The 24,879-nt window shown below is 40.8% G+C and carries 23 protein-coding genes; 7 read left to right on the plus strand and 16 right to left on the minus strand.

From position 1 onward, the window contains the following. The first annotated feature begins 146 nt into the window (after window positions 1-146). The 4 genes from L3V41_RS11960 (at window position 147) to L3V41_RS11975 (ending at window position 2,792) form a co-directional block, all read left to right on the plus strand. Window positions 147-965 (plus strand): glucosaminidase domain-containing protein, encoded by an 819-nt coding sequence (locus L3V41_RS11960; protein WP_237127808.1) that lies wholly within the window; start codon window positions 147-149, stop codon window positions 963-965. Next, a complete protein-coding gene (locus L3V41_RS11965) occupies window positions 958-1,626 on the plus strand; it encodes a DUF2987 domain-containing protein (RefSeq protein WP_237127809.1) in 669 nt (222 codons plus the stop codon). Before L3V41_RS11960 ends, L3V41_RS11965 begins: the two co-directional genes overlap by 8 nt. 184 nt (window positions 1,627-1,810) lie before the next feature. Next, window positions 1,811-2,170 carry a MerR family transcriptional regulator gene (locus L3V41_RS11970; RefSeq protein ID WP_062569278.1) on the plus strand — a complete coding sequence of 120 codons (360 nt, stop codon included), beginning with the start codon at window positions 1,811-1,813 and terminating at the stop codon, window positions 2,168-2,170. A 46-nt stretch (window positions 2,171-2,216) separates the two neighbouring features. After that, entirely contained in the window at window positions 2,217-2,792 is a 576-nt protein-coding gene (locus L3V41_RS11975; protein ID WP_237127810.1) for an NAD(P)H-dependent oxidoreductase, read from the plus strand. 69 nt (window positions 2,793-2,861) lie between these two features. Here L3V41_RS11975 and ttcA read toward each other — a convergent pair whose 3' ends face one another. The 11 genes from ttcA to ccoN form a co-directional block, all read right to left on the minus strand. Continuing rightward, complete coding sequence (gene ttcA, locus L3V41_RS11980) at window positions 2,862-3,770, minus strand: tRNA 2-thiocytidine(32) synthetase TtcA (RefSeq protein ID WP_062569276.1); 909 nt, start codon at window positions 3,768-3,770, stop codon at window positions 2,862-2,864. Between the two features lie 95 nt (window positions 3,771-3,865). After that, window positions 3,866-4,789, minus strand: coding sequence for a universal stress protein UspE (gene uspE, locus L3V41_RS11985; protein WP_062569275.1), 924 nt, complete (start codon window positions 4,787-4,789; stop codon window positions 3,866-3,868). Window positions 4,790-4,890: 101 nt separating this feature from the next. Further along, window positions 4,891-5,625: an FNR family transcription factor gene (locus L3V41_RS11990; RefSeq protein WP_062569274.1), complete on the minus strand. Its 735-nt coding sequence runs from the start codon at window positions 5,623-5,625 to the stop codon at window positions 4,891-4,893. Window positions 5,626-5,662: 37 nt separating this feature from the next. Then, window positions 5,663-6,334 carry a sulfite exporter TauE/SafE family protein gene (locus L3V41_RS11995; protein ID WP_062569273.1) on the minus strand — a complete coding sequence of 224 codons (672 nt, stop codon included), beginning with the start codon at window positions 6,332-6,334 and terminating at the stop codon, window positions 5,663-5,665. Beyond that, window positions 6,327-6,494: a cbb3-type cytochrome oxidase assembly protein CcoS gene (gene ccoS / locus L3V41_RS12000; RefSeq protein WP_036967866.1), complete on the minus strand. Its 168-nt coding sequence runs from the start codon at window positions 6,492-6,494 to the stop codon at window positions 6,327-6,329. Before ccoS ends, L3V41_RS11995 begins: the two co-directional genes overlap by 8 nt. Next, window positions 6,491-8,866 (minus strand): heavy metal translocating P-type ATPase, encoded by a 2,376-nt coding sequence (locus L3V41_RS12005; RefSeq protein WP_237114171.1) that lies wholly within the window; start codon window positions 8,864-8,866, stop codon window positions 6,491-6,493. The genes ccoS and L3V41_RS12005 overlap by 4 nt, the downstream gene beginning before the upstream one ends. Before the next feature lie 9 nt (window positions 8,867-8,875). Next, window positions 8,876-9,367 (minus strand): FixH family protein, encoded by a 492-nt coding sequence (locus tag L3V41_RS12010; protein ID WP_062569271.1) that lies wholly within the window; start codon window positions 9,365-9,367, stop codon window positions 8,876-8,878. A 150-nt stretch (window positions 9,368-9,517) separates the two neighbouring features. Then, the gene (gene ccoP / locus L3V41_RS12015; RefSeq protein ID WP_062569270.1) at window positions 9,518-10,483 is read right to left on the minus strand and encodes a cytochrome-c oxidase, cbb3-type subunit III; all 966 of its coding nucleotides are present in this window, start codon (window positions 10,481-10,483) and stop codon (window positions 9,518-9,520) included. After that, window positions 10,480-10,665 carry a cbb3-type cytochrome c oxidase subunit 3 gene (locus L3V41_RS12020; RefSeq protein ID WP_062569269.1) on the minus strand — a complete coding sequence of 62 codons (186 nt, stop codon included), beginning with the start codon at window positions 10,663-10,665 and terminating at the stop codon, window positions 10,480-10,482. Before L3V41_RS12020 ends, ccoP begins: the two co-directional genes overlap by 4 nt. Window positions 10,666-10,670: 5 nt before the next feature. Then, on the minus strand, window positions 10,671-11,345 hold the full coding sequence (ccoO, locus tag L3V41_RS12025) for a cytochrome-c oxidase, cbb3-type subunit II (protein ID WP_062569268.1): 675 nt from the start codon (window positions 11,343-11,345) through the stop codon (window positions 10,671-10,673). Window positions 11,346-11,357: 12 nt separating this feature from the next. Continuing rightward, entirely contained in the window at window positions 11,358-12,791 is a 1,434-nt protein-coding gene (gene ccoN / locus L3V41_RS12030) for a cytochrome-c oxidase, cbb3-type subunit I (protein WP_062569267.1), read from the minus strand. Between the two features lie 345 nt (window positions 12,792-13,136). Between ccoN and L3V41_RS12035 the strand changes: the two genes are divergently transcribed. The 3 genes from L3V41_RS12035 to L3V41_RS12045 all read left to right on the plus strand — a co-directional run bounded on the left by L3V41_RS12035 (window position 13,137) and on the right by L3V41_RS12045 (window position 18,285). Continuing rightward, complete coding sequence (locus tag L3V41_RS12035) at window positions 13,137-13,547, plus strand: hypothetical protein (protein ID WP_237127811.1); 411 nt, start codon at window positions 13,137-13,139, stop codon at window positions 13,545-13,547. Between the two features lie 559 nt (window positions 13,548-14,106). Beyond that, complete coding sequence (locus L3V41_RS12040) at window positions 14,107-16,809, plus strand: TonB-dependent receptor (RefSeq protein WP_237114169.1); 2,703 nt, start codon at window positions 14,107-14,109, stop codon at window positions 16,807-16,809. Window positions 16,810-16,917: 108 nt separating this feature from the next. Next, window positions 16,918-18,285 carry a hypothetical protein gene (locus L3V41_RS12045; protein ID WP_237127812.1) on the plus strand — a complete coding sequence of 456 codons (1,368 nt, stop codon included), beginning with the start codon at window positions 16,918-16,920 and terminating at the stop codon, window positions 18,283-18,285. A gap of 27 nt (window positions 18,286-18,312) precedes the next feature. Here L3V41_RS12045 and L3V41_RS12050 read toward each other — a convergent pair whose 3' ends face one another. Genes L3V41_RS12050 through L3V41_RS12070 form a run of 5 tightly spaced genes read right to left on the minus strand, consistent with a single transcriptional unit; the run spans window position 18,313 to window position 24,862 of the window. Further along, a complete protein-coding gene (locus tag L3V41_RS12050; RefSeq protein ID WP_062569263.1) occupies window positions 18,313-18,570 on the minus strand; it encodes a hypothetical protein in 258 nt (85 codons plus the stop codon). 11 nt (window positions 18,571-18,581) lie between these two features. Then, on the minus strand, window positions 18,582-19,415 hold the full coding sequence (locus L3V41_RS12055; protein WP_237127813.1) for a peptidoglycan binding protein CsiV: 834 nt from the start codon (window positions 19,413-19,415) through the stop codon (window positions 18,582-18,584). Beyond that, window positions 19,415-22,888 carry a transcription-repair coupling factor gene (mfd, locus tag L3V41_RS12060; RefSeq protein WP_237127814.1) on the minus strand — a complete coding sequence of 1,158 codons (3,474 nt, stop codon included), beginning with the start codon at window positions 22,886-22,888 and terminating at the stop codon, window positions 19,415-19,417. Before mfd ends, L3V41_RS12055 begins: the two co-directional genes overlap by 1 nt. Window positions 22,889-22,917: 29 nt before the next feature. Further along, window positions 22,918-23,811: a carbon-nitrogen hydrolase gene (locus L3V41_RS12065; protein WP_062569260.1), complete on the minus strand. Its 894-nt coding sequence runs from the start codon at window positions 23,809-23,811 to the stop codon at window positions 22,918-22,920. Beyond that, on the minus strand, window positions 23,804-24,862 hold the full coding sequence (locus L3V41_RS12070) for an agmatine deiminase family protein (protein WP_193987408.1): 1,059 nt from the start codon (window positions 24,860-24,862) through the stop codon (window positions 23,804-23,806). The genes L3V41_RS12065 and L3V41_RS12070 overlap by 8 nt, the downstream gene beginning before the upstream one ends. Window positions 24,863-24,879 lie beyond the last annotated feature (17 nt).

Raw genomic sequence — 24,879 nt, forward strand, 5'->3', positions numbered from 1 at the left:
AATTACTTGAAGCCCGACATAAAATGTAAGGCTATTAAATAACCTTTTTAGTGAAATTCGCCAAAAAAAATACCCTTTGATATAATTCGCTTTTATATGTGTGTGTGACGTTGCCGCACAGAGTTGTTGTTTACTTGAGAGAATACATGTTTAAATACCTTTTTCGAGGCTTACTTACTGCTTTCTTTACTTGGGCATTACTTTATCCATTTATAAATACAGACCATGTTGTTAAAGGCGTAGAACAATCAGACAGCACAAAAAAAGGAACACAACGTGTACAAAAAAAAGAGAAACCTTTACATAATGTAAAGCTGCCTGACTTTTCGAGCTTTACAGATGTAAAAGAAAAAAAGCATGCTTTTTTTGATTTTATTCGTCCGCACATTGAAGCTGAAAATAAAAAGATTTTACAGCAACGTGCAACGTTAGAAATTGCCCGCATGATGCTTGAGTTTAATGAGCCTTTATCTAACAAGCAAAAACAAGATATTAAAAAAATCTTAGCCAGCTACAAGTTACCTAGCTCACTGGATGTTTTATCACTTACGCAAGCATTACGGCGTGTTGATATCATACCCAAAGAACTTGCACTGATGCAGGCTGCAAATGAGTCAGCTTGGGGAACATCTCGCTTTGCAAGAATTGGCTTAAACTTTTTTGGCCAGTGGTGCTACAAAAAGGGCTGTGGCATGGTTCCTCGACGCCGTGCAAATGAAGCCGCACACGAAGTTACTGCATTTAAGTCTGTGCGTGCAGCAGTCAGTTCTTATTTTAAAAATATTAATACCCACGCAGCGTATTCAGATTTGCGCTCAATTCGCGAAGACTTACGACGTCAGCAAAAACCTATTGAAGCGACGAAGCTAACACACGGGTTGATGTCATACTCTGAGCGTGGTGAAGCGTACATAGAAGAATTAAACACAATGATTAATCAAAACAGAGCATACTTTGATGAATAAAACGGTTTCATGGTTGAAAGTAATTGGTGCTGTTGCGGCTTTGAGCTTTTCAAGTTTTAAGGTCGCGGCGAGTGAGTTTGTTGTAGCCTACGATGGTTTTTATGACCGCTTAAAAGTGGTTAATAAAGGTGAGTTTCAATATGCACAAGTGAATTTCTATTTAACTGATATTGCGACTAACGAAGTATGTACCATTAAATCAGGAAAAATCATTACAGAGCAACAAGAGTTTGATCTAACTTATACTGATCAAGCGCAGCTTTTACTGCCTTTTGATAAACAGTTAGATACTGACAAAGCTGTGATTGTGGTACAGCCTATGAATCCTAAACATGATTGTCAGCTTAAGTTACAGATTGAGGCAACACAACTGGATGAGTTCGCATTAACAAAAGCGAATCTATTTGCTCTTGACCAAGAATTTGATGAACTACTCTCCGACCTTTCAGGGTTTTTTGTGAGCAAACTAATGTGGTTCCTGTTACCTGAACAAAAAGGCGTTGTGTTGAAGTTTGATAGCACAGATGCAATGTCAGCAGCAGGAGTTAGCTGTAAAGAAAATCGCTGTTTTATTAATGTTACTGACGACTGGGAGGAGGATGAAACTCGTCTTAGTAATAATGGAGCGTTATTAAGTGCAACTCCTTGGATTGCGAAATAATATTTGGGAGTGCACATTTGCCAGCATAGGTAACTTTTCAAAAAAAGGATCTTAACAGGTCCTTTTTTATTGATTTTAAATTACTCTTTAAGTATTTAATATGACAGATGTTGATAGCTAACACGCTCACATAAATACAATAAAGCGTGTTATATAAATTGATTTGATGAATAAGGAAGTTCGAATGTATATCAATGAGGCGTCAAAACTGACAGGGGCAACACAAAGAGCGATAAGACTTTATGAATCAGTTGGGCTGCTGACTGTTTCTCGCCGAGGCAAGTATCGAGTTTATAGCCAAGAGAATATTCATCTAATCAAATTAATAAAAGAGGCTCAAACTCTAGGTGTTGCCTTGTCAGATATGGTTGCTTTAAAGGGAGAAAATGAGGATTTTGATTGGCAGGCAGTCAGCCATTACCTCATTCAAAAGCAAGCTCTAGTCGAAGAAAATATAAAGCAGCTTGAACTCCAAAGACAGCGTATTAAAAATTATCGAATTTCAATTGATAAGTGTATTCAAGAACTTGACTCTCACCCTTAGGTGAGAGTTTACACTGTATCCTTACTGTAAATGGATATGTAAGTGTATGAAAAGAATACTAGTAATTAATGCGAACCCAAAATCAATGAGCTTGTGTAAATCTTTAGCAGAGCAGTATGCCGCTGTTGCGATAAAAAAACACGATGTGAAACAAGTTCATATTGGTGACTTGAATTTCGCAATAAATTTAGCAGAAGGCTACGATGAAGTAATTGAGTTAGAGCCTTGTTTAGCCGATCTGCAAAAGAAAATCCTTTGGGCCGAACATATTGTGATAGTTAGCCCTGTTTGGTGGGGAACAATGCCTGCTAAGTTTAAAGGGGCGATTGATAGAGTTTTTTTACCAGGGTTTTCGTTTAAATATGTTGAGGGTAAATCTATACCGCAAAAGTTATTAGAAGGGCGTACATCCGAGTTGCTAGTAACGTTAGATACCCCTGTCTTTTGGTATAAATACATTCAAGGAAATGTTATCTATAAGAACTTTAAACATTGTATTTTAGACTTTTCAGGGATTAAAAATAAAGCCACCACATACTTTGGGCCCGTTATAAACTCTAGTAGTGATAAAAGAAAAGCGTGGCTTAACAAAGCAGCTCAATTAGGAGCGAAAGTTACTTAGACTATTTGTGTTCTAAAATTAAAAAGGAGAGCGAATGACTCTCCTTTTTAGCATATTGAATAGAGCTGGTTAGCTTAAATTAATTGTTACTACGTTATTTTCCTGCTCTTGTTCAAGCGCAGGTTGTTTCGGGATATCAGGCTTATCTAGAGCGATATCACCGCCATCAATTACGTCACCACCGGTTTGAAGGTCTTTAAAGTTAAATAAGGCATTGTCAGCTAAGTGTGACGGTACAACGTTTTGCATGGCTGTAAAAATACTTTCAATGCGGCCTGGGTGTTGTTTATTCCACTCTGCAAGCATTGCTTTAGTGTGCTTACGCTGTAAATTTTCTTGTGAACCACACAGGTTACAAGGAATGATAGGAAACGCCATACGGTCTGCATATTTTTCAATATCAGTTTCTTTACAATAAGCAAGTGGGCGAATAACCATGTGCTCGCCATTATCACTCATTAATTTAGCAGGCATGCTCTTTAATTTACCGCCATAGAACATGTTTAAGAAAAGTGTTTCAATCATGTCATCACGATGATGACCTAAGGCTATTTTGGTTGCCCCCATTTCTTTTGCTGTGCGATATAAAATACCACGACGAAGGCGCGAGCAAAGCGAGCAGGTTGTTTTACCTTCAGGAATAATATCGGTGACAATACTGTAGGTGTCTTCTTCTACTATTTTGTATTCAATACCAAGCTTGTCTAGGTATTCGGGTAACACATGCTCAGGAAAACCTGGTTGCTTCTGATCAAGATTGACTGCAAATAAGTCAAACTTAATTGGCGCAACGCGTTGCAAATGTTGCAGAGTATCCAATAGGGTGTAGCTGTCTTTACCACCTGATAAACACACCATGATACGATCGCCTTCTTCGATCATATTAAAGTCCATCACGGCTTGGCCGGTTAATCGACGTAAGCGTTTTTGTAACTTATTAAAGTTATATTGCGCTTTAGCTTCTACTGAGTGAGACACTACGCCCCCTTAAAAATACATGGGTAAAATAAAGGGGCGTATTATATTGGAAGCGCGGGGAAACAACAATTGTTAGTTACCCTTTGCACGGTTAATTATTTTGCAAGGGGACTGATGTAGCCATCAGGTTTCAATGCTAATACATCGCAATCAAGACTATCAATTACATGCTCGGCTGTGTTACCAACCAGTGCGGCGCTCAAACCTGTGCGTCCTACCGTACCAATAACCACTAATTCGCTGTTGAGCTTAGCGGCAACATCAGGAATAACATCTTCAGGTAAACCTTCTTCAATATGACAGTGTTCTTCACTAATTGAAAAGCTCTTTGCAAGCGCTAAGGTTGATTCGAAATGATGTTTTTTTACTGATTCGTTATAAACGCCTGGGTTGAACTCGGGGATTTCAATCGCAATGTTTACCGGCGTTGCTGGGTAAGCATTAACAAGATTAAGCTGCGCATTTGCGAGTTCACAAATAAAGCGGGCGTCATTGATGATACGTTTATTTAGCTCTAGATGTTGTTCATTTTCAGTTACGGCATTAACGGCAGCTAAAATATTGCCCTGAGCCGGCCACTCTTTTTCTTTAACGAGTAATACAGGGGCAGGGCACTTACGAATAAGGTGCCAATCAGTGGGAGTGAAAATAACCGATTTTAGAGTGTCATGCTGATGTGTGCCTTTGACGACAAGATCAAATCCATCATTAATAACAGTATTAATAATCGCTTCGTAAGGGCGATTATGCCAAACAACACACGACTCTATGCTAAGTTCAGGGTAGAGTGCAATTTGCTCATCTAACCAGACTTGCCTATCTTTGATAACAGCTTCGCGCATGGCTTCTCGCTCATCACTGGAAAGCATAGTGGTCATTTCATAAGAAAAATCATAGATACTGAGGAATGCGGTGATGGTGGCACCAGATTTTTTCGCCAAATCAATTGAACGGCTTAAGCCATGTTGGTGTTCTTTAGTTGGGTCTATAACTGCTAGGATTCGTTTAATTGCGTCCATGTGCTGCTCCTTAACTGTTCCGCAAAAAGTATAGGTTGAGTGTAACCTATATTCAGAACAGTTAAAGGGGCAAGCCAGATAAAGTTGCGCTAAATCAAACTCTATTTACATTTGATAGCAGCAGTTGTCGCCAGCGCTTGTTGATCTAAAATCGTAATAAACTTACCTTCAACCTTGATAAGCCCCGCTTTTTGGAAGCGACTTAGTAGACGACTAATCGTTTCAACGGTTAAACCCAGATAGTTGCCGATTTCTCCGCGTGTCATGGTTAAACGAAACTCTTTGCGTGAAAAGCCGCGTTCGCCAAAACGCTCAGCGAGATTAAAAATAAAGCTGGCTAAACGTTCTTCAGCAGATTTTTTATTGAGTAGTAGCAGCATTTCTTGGTCATAGTTAATTTCGTTACTCATCAAACGCATAATTTGCTGACGTAGCTTAGGGAGCTTACCTGCTAACTCGTCAAGGGTATCAAATGGAATTTCACATACCATAGAGGTTTCAAGTGCTTGTGAGAAGCTTTGATGTGCCATTTTATTTATAGCATCAAAGCCAACAAGATCGCCCGCTAAGTGGAAACCCGTTATTTGTTCATCACCCTGCTCAGAGAGTGTATAAGATTTGAATGACCCTGAGCGTACTGCATAGATTGCATTAAGGCTTGCTCCAGACTCGAAAAGGTAATCGCCTTTGTGGAGTGGCTTTTTACGTTCAATAATTTCATCAAGTCGATCCATTTCCTGACCATTGAGTGAAAATGGCAAACATAGCTGACTGATACTGCAATTGTTGCAGCTAATCGTACATAAGCTTTTTGACTTGTTTTGAGAAAAGTCCATACATCCAATCCATTCAAATAAGTTAACAACACGAATACTAATGAACGAGTTTATCGGTTGCTATAATTAATAAGTATATACCGTACCATATTATTACACTTCCTAGAATAACCCTAGTCCAAACATGGTTTAAAAAAGTGTTTATTTTATGGCTAACAAGCCCAACACTGACCATTGCAGGGAAGGTACCTAGTGCAAAAAAGAGCATAACACCGGCGCCATGTGCTGCTGATGGGCTTGTTAGTGCCCATGTTAACGCCGAATAAACCAAGCCACAAGGAAGCCAGCCCCATAATGCACCATATAATAATGCTTTTGGTAGGGAGTTAACCGGCAAAAGGTGGCGATTAAGTTTGACTAAATGCTGCCATATTAGAGTTTTTCCAAGTTTCTCAAGCCATTGTAAAGTGGCAGCTAAACGCATAATGTAAATTCCAACGAGTAGCATAAATAGGCCGCTGAGGAAGGATAATACAATGGCTAACTGAGAATTTTGTGCGGCAAATTTGCTACTGATCCCAGCGACTAGTGCGCCAGCAAGCATATAACTTAGCGCTCTGCCAAGATTGTAAGCAACAGAATAACTGACAGCTTGTTGTTTTTTTGCAGCAAGCTGTAAACTGCTTGCTATACCACCGCACATAGCAAGACAATGCCCACTCCCGAGCAAACCCATAACAAAGGCGCTGATAAATAGGGGGTCAATCATTACTTTTATTATGTTGCTCTTTGTCGTCTTCAAATAAGATGCTGTGGCCTTGCTTATTTAAATCAGAAAATTGTTCGCTTTTTACAGCCCAAAAGAAAACGCCAATTGCAATAATTACAAATAATATAGCAATAGGGATTAGCATATAGATAATACTCATAGTTTTAATAACCTTAATGAGTTAGTAATAACCAGAATGGAGCTTGCAGACATACCAATTACAGCCATCCAAGGTGCAACGAGGCCAAGAGCAGCCAGTGGTAAAATCGAACCATTATAAATGAGTGACAACGCCAAGTTTTGTTTCACAATTCGACGCGTTTTTTTCGATACAGTGAGCAAGTGTTCAATTGCATTTAAGTCACTGTTGAGTAATACCACATCTGCACTATTTTTGGAAATATCAGCCCCTGTTTCCATGGCAATAGATAAATGCGCGCTGGCAAATACAGGGCTGTCATTGACACCATCACCCACCATAGCAACAATGGCACCTTTACCTGCAAGTGCTTCAACATGAGTTTGTTTATCACGAGGGCTACATGCTGCATGCACGGTATCTAGATTTAGCTGCTTTGCGAGTCGCTCACCACTGTTTGACGCATCGCCCGTTAACATATGGCATTTGAGCTGCTGTGAATGAAGTTTAGTAATCAATTTTTCTGCGTTATCACGTAAGCTGTCAGCCAAATAAAAACGAGCAATAACTTGTTTGTTGATATATAACGTTGCTTGTGCATCCGCTTTGTCAGTATCAAACCAACCACTTTTACCTATCGCAAGGTGTTGATCATTAAGCTCAGCTGTAATGCCTTTACCAGGCTCGATGGTAACATTTTCGATTTGATTCACAGTGTCGTTATAACCAGCGAATGCATTGGCAATCGGGTGCTCAGAGAAGCTCTCAAGTTGAGCGGCTAAGCGTAATACATCTGCTTCACTATAACTACTGTTTACCATTTCAACTCGCTCTATGGTAAACCGACCTTGCGTTAAGGTGCCTGTTTTATCAAAGGCGATATCTGTTAATTGTGGTAGCGTTTCTAACACATGGGCTTGTTTAATTAAGATACCGCGTTTAGTGAGACTGGCAACCGCACAAGTTAGCGCAGTTGGAATCGCTAAACTCAGCGCACAAGGGCAGGTTGCGACAAGCACAGAAATAGTAATCCAAAAGGCATGTTCAGGGTCTATTTGATACCAACCAATTGCTGTTATTGAGGCAAACAGTAATAAACAAGCAACAAACCACTGTGCCACTTTATCAGTGATTTCAACTAATCTTGGGCGCTTGGTTAGTGCTGTGTGTTGCAGTCTAATAATTTGATTAAGCAGTGTGTTTTGACCAATTTTGTTAATTTCAATACTGATTACACCATCATGGTTAATGGTGCCAGCGAAAACTTGATGGCTTACAAATTTATTAACAGGTTGATGCTCGCCTGTCATCATGGCTTCATCAACAGTTGTTTTACCTTTGATTACGACACCATCGGCAGGGATGGTTTCACCGGCTTTAATTAAAACAATATCACCTAGTTTTAGCTTTTTAGCGGCAATAATCGATTCTTGATTGTTTTTATCGATAATACGGGCGGTAAGAGGCAGTAATTTTTGTAGATTAGCAGTGAACTCACTGGCTTTTAAACGGGCTCTAAATTCTAAATATTTACCTAATAATAATAAGAAGGTAAACATACAGATAGATTCAAAATAAACTTCGCCAACAGACATTAAAGTGGCATAACAGCTTGCCCCGTAAGCACCAAAAATAGCTAAAGATACGGGTAAGTCCATGTTCAACTGTTTGGCTTTTAACCCATTAATGGCATTGGTTAAAAATGGTAGGGCACTGTATAGGATAACGGGTGATGCAAGTACTAAGCTTATCCATCGAAAGTATTGTTCAAAGTCTTCTTCCATGCCCGAGAACATGCCAAAATACATGGCAAAAGCGAACATCATAACCTGCATGGTCATTAGGCCCGCCACACCTAAACGGCGGATGTACGCTTTTGCGGCTTGTTGTTTTTGACTGGCTTCCAAGTCAGCCTGAAACGGATATGCTTTATAGCCGATTTCGTGTAACGAGGTGATAATTTGGCTAAGTGGGGTAACCGATTTATCCCACTGGATCATGGCACGATTAGTCGATGTATTTACATCCACGCGCTTAATTGCTTTTAAATTAAGTAACTGTTTTTCAATTAACCAAGCACATGCCGCACAGGTTATACCTTCAACGGTGAGAAGCACTTCAGATAAGTCGTTGGCGGCTGAAATAAATTCGTCTTGAATATCCTCGTTATCATAGCTTTTAATTAATTCAAGCTGTTCAGGAACAAGTTGTTCTACCTTGCCAGAGCGCACCGTTCTGAATTTATAGTAATCGGTCATGCCTTGGGCGACGATATTCTCAGCAACCGTTTGGCAGCCAATACAACACATAGGTTGTGCCTTACCGTCTATTTCGACAGTCGCATTAAAGCCTTTTGGCACACTTTCAAGACAATGAAAGCAATTATCAGACATGAGAGTTTACTACTTATATTCAGGGCTAATCGAAATTGTTTTTTCAGTTGGTAGAATAATATCTTCTTTTAGTTTCCAACTACCATCAATAGGTTCAATAAACACTGTGTAAGCACCATTTACATGCGCATCTAATAGGGCGGTGAAATCGCCATGGGCGTTTTTCATCAGGCTAACATCAAAATCGTTTGCTTTAATGGTGCGGTGGTAAAATGACATTTTTAAAGAATGTACATTACTCGCATCACCTTTAGTGAAAACAAACGTGACTTTGTCGTCGGTCACATTTAAGTCACCATGCAAATAGAGCGCCTTTGCTTTGTTAAATTTACTGAGTTCAAGGTTGATAGCTTTGCCTTTTTTATAATAGTCATCGACAACCATGTCGGGCCCGTTGCCAATAGCCATGTAAATAAGACCAGCACAACCAATGATAGCGGCAAGTGGAAAAGAGATTAAAAACCAAGGCCAAAAATTTTTATACCAAGGAGTGGGGTTCATAGTACTTACTACCTTTAAAAACGTTGTACGCATTTTATCGGATCTAAAAGCAAAAGACTAAAAAAAAGCCTCCAGATGGAGGCTTTTTTGATCTTAATTAATCTATTGAATTAAAAGATTAATTGAATATACATATTATTAACCGCGTGGTTATTTTTCTTGTGACAAGCTGTAAACGTACGCTGTTAACAGGTGTACTTTATCTTCACCTAAAATGTCTTTCCATGCTGGCATAACACCTGCACGGCCATTGATAAGTGTTTCTTCAACGGCACGTTTAGAACCACCATATAACCAGATGTTATCTGTGAGGTTAGGTGCACCAAATGGTAAGTTATGAGCTACTGAACCTTTACCGTCAGCACCGTGACACGCAGCACACATTGCAAACTTAGCTGCGCCTGCTTCAGCGTCTTTTTGGTTAACAGTACGGCCAGATAGGCTTAGTACGTGAGCTGTCATTTCTTTAATGCCTTGCTCACCTAATGCATCACCCCAAGGTGGCATCGCAGCAACACGACCATGAAGAAGTGTTTCTTTGATTTTATCTGGTGTGCCGCCATACAACCAATCGTTATCCGTTAGGTTAGGGAAGCCTTGACCACCACGTGCATCTGAACCATGACATTGCGCACAGTTTTGAGAGAATAAACGTTGACCAATTTCAAGCGCTTTTTCATCTTTAACCAGTGTCTCAATATCTTGTTTAGCAAATGCTTCAAAGATAGGGCCGAAACGCTCATCAGCTGCGATAAACTCTTGGTCTAATTGAACGTTTTCACCATTAGCTAATGCTTGCTCAGTTGCCTTTTTAGACTCTTCTAAAGAGGTGATACCTTGGTTAGAACTTGTCCACTTACCTAAACCTTCCCAGTTACCTAAACCTGGGTAAGCTGCAAGGTAGTATACAGACCAAATAAATGTCGCGAAGAACATGTAAGTCCACCACTTTGGTAGTGGATTGTTTAGCTCTTCAATGCCATCAAACTCGTGACCACAGCTCTCACCTTCTTTAACACCTGTGTAGTTTTTTAAGTTCCACAGAAGTAGGCCGAAGATGATAGCAAGACACGCAAGGGTTAAAACGATAACCCATATACTCCAAAAGCTAGTCATTTCTCAGACTCCTTTTCCTCATTAGAGATTGTGTTGTTGTGTTTTTTTTCATCTTCAAATATGGCATTGGCAGCGTCATCAAAACGACTTTTGCTACGCTTGCTGTATGCCCATACAACAATCACAATAAACAGTACTAAAATTACCAGAGTCAAAATGCCTCTGTATGTTCCGTAATCCATAATAATTACTTCAAGTGTGTGCCAAGCTGTTGTAAGTAAGCGATTAGAGCTTGCATTTCAGTTGCGCCTTCACCATTGTTCATGGCTTCAATTTTCGCAATGTCAGCTTGTAGCTCTTCGTCGCTTCCATAACCTTTACCGTCGTAACGGCTACTCGCTTTGTCGATCCCGAAACTATCACGGAATATTTGAAGCTTTTTAAGAGTATGGGTCGTATCGACTCTGTTTTCGTCTAACCAAGGAAACGCTGGCATATTTGACTCTGGAACCACAGCACGTGGGTCCATTAAGTGAGCATGATGCCAATCGTCTGAATAACGTTCACCAACACGAGCTAGGTCCGGACCAGTACGCTTAGAACCCCATTGGAATGGGTGATCCCATACTGATTCACCAGCTACAGAGTAGTGACCGTAACGCTCAACTTCGTCACGGAATGGACGAATCATTTGTGAGTGACAGTTGTAACAACCCTCACGTACATAAATGTCGCGACCTTCCATTTCTAAAGCTGTAAGAGGGCGTAGGCCATCAACAGGTTTAGTTGTATCGTCTTGGAACATTAGTGGAGTAATTTCAACAAGTGCACCAAAGCTGATTGCGAAGACAGTCAAGATAGCCATTAGGCCAACATTTTTTTCGACTATTTCGTGTTTGTTTTGTGAATTATTATTGCTCATCGTTCTACTCCGTTATGCCAATTGTGCGTCAGCGTCTAATTGCAGCGAGTCTTTTTTCGCAGCAACAGTACGATAAACGTTGTAAGCCATAATTAGCATACCTGTTACGATGAATACACCGCCTAGGAAACGCATGATATAGAACGGGTATGAAGCTTCTAAAGATTGTACGAAGCTGTACATTAACGTACCGTCTGAGTTTACTGCACGCCACATTAGACCTTGCATAACACCTGAGATCCACATTGCTACGATGTATAGAACAACACCCACAGTGTGTAACCAGAAGTGCGTGTTAACTAATTTAACACTGTACATACGGCCTTGTGAGAATAGTGCAGGGATTAGGTGATAGATAGCACCGATAGAAATCATTGCAACCCAACCTAGCGCACCTGAATGTACGTGACCCACAGTCCAGTCAGTGTAGTGAGAAAGCGCGTTAACTGACTTGATAGCCATCATCGGGCCTTCAAACGTAGACATACCGTAGAAAGAGAGAGAAACAACTAAGAAACGTAATACAGGGTCAGTACGTAGCTTATGCCAAGCACCTGACAATGTCATGATACCGTTGATCATACCACCCCAAGATGGAACGAATAGGATCACTGACATAACCATACCTAAGCTTTGTGTCCAGTCAGGTAGAGCCGTGTAATGAAGGTGGTGAGGACCAGCCCAAATGTATAAAGAAATAAGTGCCCAGAAGTGAACGACCGATAGGCGGTATGAATAAACAGGGCGGCCTGCTTGTTTTGGTACGAAGTAGTACATCATACCTAGGAAACCTGCAGTTAATAAGAAACCAACAGCGTTATGACCGTACCACCACTGAACCATCGCATCTACAGCACCTGCGTAGATAGAGTAAGATTTAGTGAGTGAAACTGGAATTGCCATGCTGTTTACAATGTGTAATACAGCGACAGTAATAATGAAACCAGCGTAGAACCAGTTCGCAACATAAATGTGCGACACTTTGCGTTTGATTAGCGTACCAAAGAATACAACCGCATAGGTAACCCAAACAACCGCGATAAGAATATCGATTGGCCATTCTAGTTCTGCGTATTCTTTTGAGCTTGTGATACCTAGAGGTAAGGTAATCGCTGCTAGTACGATAACAAGTTGCCATCCCCAGAAGGTAAAGGCTGCTAGTTTATCTGAGAAAAGTCGCGTTTGACACGTACGTTGTACGACGTAATAAGACGTCGCAAAAAGTGCACTCGTACCAAATGCGAAAATTACTGCGTTCGTATGTAACGGACGTAGTCGAGAGTATGTTAACCATGGTGTATCAAAGTTAAGTGCTGGCCAAGCTAATTGGGCAGCAATCAGAACCCCAACACTCATGCCAACGATGCCCCAAATCACTGTCATAATAGCGAATTGGCGTACAACCTTATAGTTGTACTCAGTTTGTGATGCTACTGTTTGGCTCATTTTCTGGCTTCCGCTGCAATTAATGCGTTTAGAAATGAATTACCCACCTACTGTAAAATAAGCGGGCCCTACTATTACTTCACAAGCGTGTTACCTAAAGCTAGCCAAAGACGTTAACTTCAGAAAACAAACTCGAGAAACCCTTATTTTTGCGATGGAAATGATAAAATTTTTGACCTTAAAAAGATAGGTCAATTGCATAAAATTATGACATCAATCAAATTTTAACGTTTTGTTGGTTATTTTTTGTCAGCCATTGTGTTTTTTTAAGTCATTCAATTTAACATAGTTGTTTTTTATAGCGCGGCTGACTAGTATCCGTTTTATTTTTACAGGCAAATAAAAATGAAAAACATCCCACTTCTTCTAACCTTGTGCCTTTTAGTCACTGCTTGTGATAGGGAAAGTATAGAAGAGCCAAGTGTATCTGCAACCTGTAAAAATAATGACCATTGCTTATTTGCTAATAAAACTGAAGTTTGGCTTTCAGCACCCAACATTACTCCTGAAACCCCATTTACAATTAATTTAAAGCTTCCTGATGGGGCAAGCATCAGTTCAGCGAAACTTGAAGGGGTGACTATGTATATGGGTTACATACCTTTGCAATTTAAAAAGGGCACCAATTACTGGCATGCAGATACCATGGTTGGTTTATGCTCAGAAAAAGTAATGACTTGGAAAATGACTGTATCTTATATAGATACGGATGATCAAACACACAGTCTATTTTATTACTTTGACTCTCGTTATTAATAAGAACTCCTTTAAAAGCAAGTGCTTAGAAGTTTATTTCCATTATCTATAGCCGCACTTAAAAGTTTCATCAGTTTTTTCAACAAAAAACGTTAAAAGTTGGAACTTATTACAATATTCATCCCCTAATAATGCATTAGTAAGCTAACTTTATCTATTTAGTTAGTTTTTGTGAATAACTATGGTTAGCAGATTTATTGACCTATTACGGTTTTTATAATGATGTGTGATCAACTTGTAAAAATTTCATAGATAGGAATATTTGCTGAGCAATTACATTTGATTACAAAGTGAATACAATTAGTTTCATTGGTATTTTTTTTGTGTCTCACCTTTTTTATCTACATGTAATACAAGTGTTTTTTATTATTAACATTGACACATCGTGAAACTTTATTACCTGTAAAGGGTACTGAAAATTTAGGTTGTATTTTATTTGATCTATCATTCAGTTTTCATTCAGTTAAACCCGCCTAAGTTGCCTCCCGCTGACTCGTGATTCTAATAATAACGAGCGCTACCTAACTAAAGGTAAATTTCCAACAAGTAGGGTTTTCACATGAAAAAATCAATTCTTGGTTTAGCTGTTGTTTCAGCTATCCCAATGTTCTCAAGCATGCAAGCTTTAGCTGCTGATGACGCAGCTGAGTCAATCGAAAAGATTCAAGTTACTGGTTCACGCATCAAGCGTTCTGATATGGAAAACGCTAGCCCAGTAACAATTATTGGCGCTGATGACATCAAAGCTATGGGTGCAACAAGCATCGATAGCGTATTACAAAAAATGACTGCCACTGGCGGCGCGATGACTAACCCTGGTATCAATAATGGTTCAGGCGGTAACGCACGTATCGATTTACGTGGTTTAGGTTCAAGTCGTACATTAGTACTTGTAAACGGTCGTCGTATGATCGCTTCTGGTACAGGCGCAGCATCGACTGTTGATTTAAATACTATCCCAGTTTCAATGATCCGTTCTGTTGAAGTACTTAAAGATGGCGCATCAGCTGTATACGGTACTGACGCAGTAGCAGGTGTTGTAAATATTATCCTTAAAGATGATTTCGAAGGCCTAGACATGAACGCAAATACTGCGATCACTGGCGAAGGCGATGCTACAGAAAACTCAATTGACTTCACTGTAGGTACATCTTTTGACAAAGGTAATATCGTAATCGGTATGCAGTACACTGACCGTGGTAAAGCTTCTCAAGCAGACCGCGACTTCTCTGAGTGTCCTCTGGCTGAAGGTAGCAATGGCCTATACTGTACTGGTTCTTCATACAATGAAGGCGGTCACATTTGGAATGGTAATGGCGAGAAAGGCCTAACTGTTAACGCTAAAGGTGAAGATACGCCAGTATCTCTTATCAACGACAGCGGTGTAACAGGTCGTGGTGGTGATTATCACCGCTATGGCAATGCTGATGCATACAACTACTCACCAGCTAGCTACCTTTACACGCCAATGGAGCGTTTAAACCTTACTGGTATCGCGACATACGAATTATCTGACGATACGTCGTTATTCACTGAATTCACATACACTAAGCGTTGGTCAGAGCAACAAATGGCTCCACAACCAGTATGGTTCGATTTCGAATACACTGAAAACATGGGTAACGCACTTCTTAGCCAAAGCTATGATGAGCGTGTTGACCTTGATGGTGACGGCTACCTAGATAAAAATGCTGATGGCAGCTACGTGACTCAAGAAAGAAACTACCAATATGGTGATAAGATTTCTTACGGTCGTCGTATGTCTGACACAGGTGCTCGTTACTTCGAACAATCTGTTGATACTGTACGTGCTGTTGTTGGTGCACAAGGTTTCATCGGTGATTACTCTTGGGACGTTTCAGCTAACTTCGGTCGTAACGACTCAGTAGATAAGCTAAGCAACCTTCACAACATGGGTGCTATCCAAGACCAAATTCTTGAAGGTACTTTCAACCCATTAGACCAATCTGCATGGGTATCTGATGACTTCCGTAAGAATGTTTACACAGAAGTAAACAACGGTGGTAGCCAGTTATTTATTCTAGCTGCATCTGTTTCAGGCGAAATGTTTGAAATGCCAGCTGGTTACGCTGCATTCGCTGCAGGTATTGAGCGTCGTCAAGAGAAAGCATGGTACACACCAGATTCTCTAACAGCACAAGGTTTGGCAAATGATCCTCCAGTTGAACCAACAGCAGGTGGCTTTGACGTAAATGAAGCATATGTTGAGTTTGCATTACCACTATTAGCTGATGCACCATTTGCACAAAATGTTGAACTAAGCGCTGCTATCCGTGCGTTTGACTACAGCACATTTGGTTCTGACGAAACGTGGAAACTAGGTTTAACATGGAAAGCAAACGATGAATTAATGCTACGTAGCGTTGTTTCAACAGCATTCCGTGCGCCGACTGTTGATGAGCTTTACTCAGGTAATTCACCATCATTTGAACAAATTAACTTCCCTGGTGCTCAACAGCAAGCTGAAGTAACTGTTGGTGGTAACTCACTACTTACTCCAGAAGAAGCTGACACGCTAACTGCTGGTATCGTATATGACCCAGAGTGGCTAGACGGTTTCAGCATGACACTTGATTACTACAAGATTGAAATCGAGAATGCGATTGCATCTGTGAATGAGCAATATATTGTTGATCAATGTTTAGCTACTTCTAGCAACGCAAATACGACACTTTGCCAATCTGCTAACATCAGCATGGACAGCACTGGCCGTGTTAAATTCAATAACCAATTACAAAACATTGGTTCTGAAGAAACATCTGGTTTTGACCTTAACTTAACATACAGCTTCGAAGCTGCAGGCCTTAACTGGAGAGCAACGCTTGATACAACATACCTAGACGAGTACGTTGTAACGGTTCTTGATGACACTGTTGATTACGCTGGCCTTATCACTTCTGGCCTAGGTGGTTATGCTGACCTTAAGTCTAACTTTACATTATCAGCACGCGGCGAAAGCTGGGATGCAACGTATAAAGCACGTTACATTGCTGGTATGGATAGCTACTCTTGTCAAGCAGATCCATCAAGCTGTTTAGCACCTACAACACCATCTGTTGTTTATCATGACATCAGCGGTTCATACTTACTATCTGACCGTGTGACGTTATCTGCAGGTGTTAACAACTTGTTTGATAAAGAGCCACCTTACTACTCAGGTAACAATGACTCAAACACTGACCCGTACACATACGATGTACTAGGTCGTCGTTTCCACGCTGGTATTAACGTTAAGTTCTAATCTAGCTTGAAATGAATACTAAGGCCCAGTTTTTACTGGGCCTTTTTTATTGTCTGAAAGTCTATCAACGCGTAAACTATAGAGGTATTTTTAACAAACGAGGTAATATTGCTTAAACAAGACGAAAACTTATCTTTTATTATTGAGCCTGAGCTTAACCCACGTTCAGAGCAGCGTCTCGACCTGTATTTCTCTATTCCCAATGAAATGAGTGTGAACCCGCAAACACTCAGTGAAGAATCCTATTTTAATAATCATTTTAAATCGCACTTAGCTTATAATGCTAACAACATTCACTTACCTTTAGTACGCAGTCGCTTTGTCAGTAAAAATAAAGGTGAGCAGCAAGATTATCGCCAAAACTTAAACTTGTATTGCTACCAAGTAAGGCTTGCATTGAATGCTGATGTGAAAGACACCTTGCAATATAAAGAAGCAGAATTATTTTACCCCGCAGCAATAGAGCTATGTGAACAAACTCAAGGTCTTCTGAAAAAGTTAAGACGCTATACCCCAGACGATGAAAAGCTTTTACCATTTTATAAGAACGCAGATAATTATTTAAGTTGGCACGTAGAACAGTCATTTTTGAAGTTACTAGACGAGGGGCCACGTAGCAGTGACTATGCAAAAGAGCGGGGCGATCTACTGCAATTTTGTAAAGCGGAAAATAACTACAGAGAAGAGCAAGAATATAACTCGCAATCCACTTTAGAAGATGCCAATCGCATCACGAACAAGATGCGTTTACTGCAGCGCTTAATTGAGCATGGCGTCATTTTAAGCCGACATACGCGTTACTTGAATAGTTACCTAAAGCGTATGGTTAAAGGCACAGTCACAGCAGTTATCATGGCTTTTGTGATGCTTGTTGTGCTTAATGCGCGTTCTAACTTTACTGAAGTGACGGCCACGCTGATTTTGATATTAGGAGTTATTTATGGCCTACGTGAGATATTTAAAGAAGATATCACGCGGGTTATTTGGCGTGCTATTGTTAGAGGGCGTCCAAAGTGGCGTTTTCAGTTTAGAAATAGTATTACAAAGGATAAAATAGCCAGTCAATATATTTGGCTTGAGTATACCTCTTTCAAACGTATTCCTTTGAAGGTAAGGAAAATCTTTTCAAAACGTCGCCACCAAAATAAGCAGGCTGCACAGTGGTTACATTTTGCCAGTGAAACGCAAGTTAATGCAAAAAAGTTCTTACCTGGTTATGATAGCTTGCAGCAAACAATTAACTTTAGTTTAGCGCCGTTTGCTCGTTACTTAAAACGGGGTGAAGGTAAGCTTTATCATTTAGAAAGCAATAAAATATCAAAACAGTCGGTTGAGCGGCGATATCAATTAAATTTAGTGCTTGTGTTCAGTGAAAGTGGGCAAGAAACCTTGTATCAACGCTATAAAATTACGTTAAACCGCAGCAAAATAGTGAATATAGAACAAATTTACAGCCAAGCTGAAGAAAAGGAGTAGGGTAGCTTGAGCCGCCCTACGAGGAAGTTATTTAGCGCCCAAACCTGTTTTGCTGTATAGCGAAACTTTGTCAGAAACGAGCGTTATTTCGATATTTTTATCTTTATTACCCCAAATGCAGTTCGTGTGTAGGGTTTTCTCCTCACATGAATCAGCAGAGCCTAAAATGGCTTCTACTTCTGTTTTATCCATACCGATTTTGATCTTTTCGTAATTTTCTAAACTTACTTTTGAACAGCCGGCTAATGCAAGCGCTGTTGCAGCAATTACCATATATTTTTTCATAGTCATTTCCATTAATGGTTGTAGCGTCGTATTTGTACAATCATCCCCATTCTAGGATGATCGAAATAGTGTATTTCATTACTAATCACACGTTTAAATTGTGAAAAGCGAGCTTTCTCGTAGTCACCAGTCTCTAAACGTTTGCTAATATCAAAGTCGGCATTAATGAAAAGGTAATGGCGTACATATATTTTCATTAAGCCATCTAACTCCCACTTGGGAGCACTTTGTATTGTGTCAGGTATATATTGCTGTGTAGGCGAGACCAAGCTTATAAAATCGTTATCAATATTTGTAGTCGTTGATTGTTCAGATTGTAAATGCTCCCCAGCAAATAGGCGTATACTGGGCGCTCTTGATTGGCTCATTTCAGGGAAACGCCAACCGGTATGCAAAATAGGGGTTAAGCCTTTTCTTTCCAGCTGGTTTTTTTGTTCAGTGAATTGTAAATCTGATGAAGCGATAAGATATATTTCATCAGTATCTTCACGAAACTTAACTGAAGGTGTAACAGGTAATTGCGTATAGCTAGATAAAAAGTCCACACTATCATCACACACATTAGAGTGCGGTGAGTTGCTGACTAGACTGTCTGTAAAAGAGTTTGATTTAAAACGAGTGTCACCTTCTATACAGGCTTGCCTTGCTTGTTCTTCAAGGGCTGGCGTGAGCAAGTCAAGTTTGTTCTTTGCATTGATTTCATCGTGTTTTAAACTGAAATCTTCTTGTAAGTAAGGGGCAGGGCGCTGTTTATAAATAAGAACTTCAATTTCGAACCAGCGAGTTGCAAAGGCTGAGCTCGTAAATAAGCAGCAAAGCAAAATAAAACTATTTCTAAACAACATTAATGGCTAACCTTTTTTTCGAAATCTGCAATCATTGCAGTGACCATTTTTAAGCGTTCACGAGGATTTGCCTCGCTAATAGCAAAGCGCAGTTTGTTTGCGCCATCCATTTTATACACCTGCGGTGCACTTTGTATCAAACCTATAATGAAGCTAGGGTTAATCTTTGTATGCTGGCTAAACTCAAAATAGCCGCCTTTCGGGTTTGCTTCAATCTTCTTAATACCAATATGACTTGCTTGTAGTTTTAATTGCTGCAGACTGAATAAGTTTTTCGTCGCGTCAGGCAGCAGACCAAAACGGTCAATCAGCTCGACCTGTAACTCGTCCATATCATTGAGGTTAGCACAGCTTGCAATGCGTTTATAGATACCTAAACGTGCATTTACATCATGAATATAATCATCGGGTAATAACGCTGGTAGCTTTAAGTCAACCTCAGTTTGCTGGCCGAGCAAGTTTTCAAGGGTTGGCTCTTTGCCTTCTTTGAGCGAGTTGACCGCCTGTTCAAGCATCTCCATATACAAACTAAAACCAATGGTTTGCATTTGACCTGATTGATCATCACCGAGCAGTTCACCAGCACCACGAATTTCTAAATCATGCGTTGCGAGCGCAAAACCTGCACCTAGATCTTCCAGTGATTCAATTGCTTCTAGGCGCTTAACGGCATCTTTAGTTAACGATTTGGGGTTGCCAGTCAGTAGGTAGGCATACGCTTGGTGGTGGCTACGGCCAACACGACCACGCAATTGGTGAAGCTGTGCCAGACCGAGCTTGTCTGCTCTATCCATAATAATAGTGTTGGCAGTGGGTACATCGATACCGGTTTCGATAATGGTGGTACACACAATCACGTTATATTTTTGGTGATAAAAATCACTCATAATTTGCTCAAGCTCGCGCTCTCGCATTTGACCATGTGCCGTTGTTACGCTGGCTTCAGGGACCCATTCAGTGATTTCTTCCGCAACTCGGTCGATCGTTTCAACATTATTATGTAAGAAATACACCTGACCACCACGTTTAATCTCACGCAGAATTGCTTCGCGGATAAGTTCAGCATCTCTTTGTCTAACAAAGGTTTTAACGGCTAAACGTTTCGCAGGCGGTGTGGCAATAATGGATAAGTCACGCATGCCACTCATTGCCATGTTTAATGTACGTGGGATAGGGGTTGCAGTGAGCGTTAAAATATCGACATCGGCACGTAATGCTTTAATTTTTTCTTTTTGGCGCACACCAAAGCGATGTTCTTCATCAACAATCAATAATCCCAAGTCTTTAAATTGAATATCTTGTTGAATAAGCTTGTGCGTACCAATTACGATATCTAATTTACCCTCGGCCATTTTATCTAGGGTATCTTTCTGCTCTTTGGTTGAGTTAAAACGTGATAAAACACCCACCTCAATGGGTAAATCGGCAAAACGGTCTTTAAAGTTTTCATAGTGTTGTTGAGCAAGCAGTGTGGTTGGGACAAGTACAGCGACTTGCTTATTATCATTTACTGCAACAAAGGCTGCGCGCATTGCCACTTCTGTTTTACCAAAGCCAACGTCACCACACACTAAACGGTCCATTGCTTGTTTACTTTGCATATCACCCAGCACAGACTCTATGGCGTTGCGTTGATCGTCAGTTTCTTCAAATGGGAAGCTATCGCTAAACTGACGATATGCACTGCCATCAAGCTTAAATTTATTGCCAGGCTTTGCTTGTCGTTTAGCGTAAATATCTAATAGCTCAGCAGCCACATCACGGACTTTCTCGGCGGCACGTTTCTTGGCTTTTTCCCACGCATCGGAGCCTAATTTATGGAGCGGGGCAGAGGCTTCTTCGCCACCTGAATAGCGGCTCAGCATATGTAACGCAGAAACGGGCACGTATAGTTTTGTCTCGTTGGCGTAGATGATCGTAACAAACTCGGTGATCACACCCGCAGCATCGATAGTTTCAAGGCCTTGATAGCGGCCGACACCATGGTCAAGGTGAACAATTGGTTGGCCTTCACGTAATTCAGCAAGGTTACGAATAAGCGCATCTTGGCTGGCTTCGTATTTGTGTTTACGGCGTCGTCGCTGCGAAACCTTGATGCCTAATAATTCTTGCTCTGTGATGATGGTTAAACGCGGTTTACCGTCTAACACCACACTTTGCTCAAGTGGTGAAACGATAAGGCCAACATCACTGGTACTATTGGTAAAATCGCTAAACGATTCAAATTCTTTAAGCTTTAAACCACTTGGTTTTAATAAGGTGAGTAATGATTCGCGGCGGCCATCCGATTCAACTGAGAGCAGCACGCGGCCTTTTTGTTTTTTCTCGCTGGCAACATAGTCAATTAAACCTTGATACGGTTCATGTAACTTATGATCAATACGCACATTCGGCAGCTCTTTACTGGCAAGGTTTGTATGCCCTGCTTTGGTGCCTAACTTTGCTTGCGATAAACGAATACGTGCGTATTTAGCAAATTCACCAAATAGTTCATTAACGCTTTGATAGAGCTTTACAGGTTCAAGTAAAGGCCTGAGCGGATCAACACGGCGGTTTTCATAGCGTACATTCACATCATGCCAAAATTGATCAGCTGCATGTTCTATATCGCCAAAATGCATAAACGTCGTATTGCTTGGTAAGTAATCGAAAATAGTTGCCAGTCCATCAAAAAACAGTGGCATGTAATATTCGATACCCGCAGGCCAGGTTCCTTTAGTCACCTGCATATAAATTGAGTCTTGCTCAGAGCTTGCGCCAAAATGTTCACGATAATTAATACGAAAACGCTCAATGTCAGCATCGTTGGTTGGGAATTCGTGAGCTGGCAGTAACTCAATTTTGTCGACTTTTTCATCAGAGCGTTGGCTTTCAACATCAAATAAACGAATGCTGTCGAGCTCATCATCAAAAAAGTCTAAACGAAATGGGTGCGGGCTACCCATAGGGTATAAATCAACGATAGAGCCGCGAATCGCGTATTCACCATGCTCCATCACTTGTTGTACGTGTAAATAGCCTGCTTGTTCTAAGTTTTCACGTAGTGTGTGTGTATCTAACGTATCGCCAACTTTAAAGTTAAGGGTTGAACCATAAATAAACGAAGCAGGGGCAGTACGCAGCATCAAGGTCGACACTGGCACGATTAATACGCTTTGTTGTTCTTTTTTTAAGGTATTTAACGTGGCTAAGCGCGCCGAAATAATATCTTGATGCGGCGAAAAATGATCGTAAGGGAGTGTTTCCCAGTCAGGGAAGACCATGACTGGGTTTTCAGGCAACAGAAATTCGAGTTCAGTTTCAAGGCGTAGGGCGCTTGGCGTATCAGGGGTGACAATCACAACCAGCTCGTTGTGTTGTTTTACACCTTCTGCGATAGCGATGCTAAGTCCGCTACCGGTAAGTTGTCCCCATTGAATTTTATCTTTTTCAGATTTTACCCAAGGCAATGCTGCCCATTGCGCAAACGCCATTTACTACTCCTTTAAACTGTTTTTACTGCTTAGTCTCGATAAATCTTGGTTAAGTCCTGATAGTGATCGATACGACGATCACGAAGGTATGGCCAAATTCGACGTATGTTTTCACTACGTGCTTGGTCTAATTCAACAACGAGTAATTGCTCATCGCTGTTGTTCGCTTCAGCTAAAATTTCACCTTGAGGACCCGCAATAAACGAGTTACCCCAGAACTGAATACCTTCACTTTGAGTGCTTGGATCACTTTCGTGGCCAACACGGTTACAGCTGATCACCGGTACGCCATTGGCAACTGCATGAGCGCGTTGTGAAATAACCCAGGCGTCTTTTTGACGTGTTTGCTCGTCTTTTTCATCACGCGGGTCCCAACCAATGGCTGTAGGGTAAATTAAAATTTCAGCACCGGCCATGGCCATTAAGCGTGCAGCCTCTGGGAACCACTGATCCCAACACACTAATACGCCTAGTTTACCAACAGAGGTTTGAATAGGCTCGAAACCTAAATCACCCGGTGTGAAGTAAAACTTCTCGTAAAAACCTGGGTCATCAGGAATATGCATTTTACGGTATTTACCGGCAATGCTGCCGTCAGTTTCAAGTACCACAGCAGTATTGTGATAAAGACCTGTAGCACGCTTTTCGAATAATGATGACACGATCACCACATTGAGTTCTTTGGCAAGTGCACCTAAGATGTCTGTGCTTGGGCCCGGAATGGTTTCTGCTAAATCAAAAACATCTACATCTTCGGTTTGGCAAAAATATAAACTGCGGTGTAGCTCTTGTAGAACAATAAGCTTAGCGCCTTGGCTTGCTGCATCACGAATACCAGCAATTGATTTTGCCATATTGTCTTGAGCATTATCGGTGTTTGATTGCTGAACAAGAGCAACCTTTAAATGCGTTGGTTTAGTCATTGTTTGTTCCTGCTAAAAAGCCGCGCGGTAATTGCATTGTAATACAGTGTAAGCTGCCAAATTGGTGAATAATTGGCACACAATTAATACCCACCACAGTGTGATCTGGGTATGCTTTGGCAACTTGACCAAGCGCCAGTTGGTCGTTTTCGTCACCATAAATTGGCACTAAAACGGTTTTATTGATAATTAAATAATTAGCATATGTGGCAGGGAGTCTGTCACCATCTTCATTGAACACTGCTTTTGGCCAAGGTAAGGCAATCAGCGTGTAGTTTTCACCTTCTGCTGTTTTAAATGATTGCAGTTGTTTTTCCATTGCATCAAGGGCAGCAAAGTGCTCATCATTTTTATCGTCGCACTGAACATAAACAAGGGTGTTGTTTGGTGCAAAACGTACCAGCGTATCAATATGGCTGTCGGTATCATCACCTGCAAGATAGCCGTGATCAACCCAAAGGAAAGACGTAGCACCCAGTTGCTCAATCAGCGTCTTTTCTATATCCGCTTTTGTAAGTTCTGGGTTACGATTTGGGTTTAATAAACATTCGCTGGTTGTGAGTAGCACGCCGTGTTCATTAATTTCAACGCCGCCGCCTTCAAGAACCAGCTCACTTTGCTGATAAGCATTTTTAGGATTAGCGATTTGCTTTACAAGCACTTGATTAATTTGGTTATCGAGATCACTTGCAAATTTATTGCCCCAGCCATTAAAAATAAAATCCATCACTTTTAATTGCGTTGCGTCATCAATATTCGCGCAGGTCAATGGGCCATGGTCACGTGCCCAGGTATCGTTACACGGTGTCACCACAAAGTGAATGCGATTAGCATCAACCTCTGTATTTGCAAGTAAAGCTGCAATATGTGTTTTTAGGGCATTATCATGGGCCACGATAACAACATCTTGTTGTTGGCTAATTGCTTGGCAAAGCGCTACATACACAGGCTCAACAGCTGTTAAATTTGCTGCCCAATCCGTGTCTTGATGAGGCCAAGTGAGCATTACGGCATCTTGCTCAGCCCATTCAGGTAAAAGTCTAAATTTCATGAAGGTAATAAACAAAC

Source organism: Pseudoalteromonas sp. L21 (assembly GCF_021728035.1).
In the GTDB taxonomy this organism is placed as follows: domain Bacteria; phylum Pseudomonadota; class Gammaproteobacteria; order Enterobacterales; family Alteromonadaceae; genus Pseudoalteromonas; species Pseudoalteromonas arabiensis.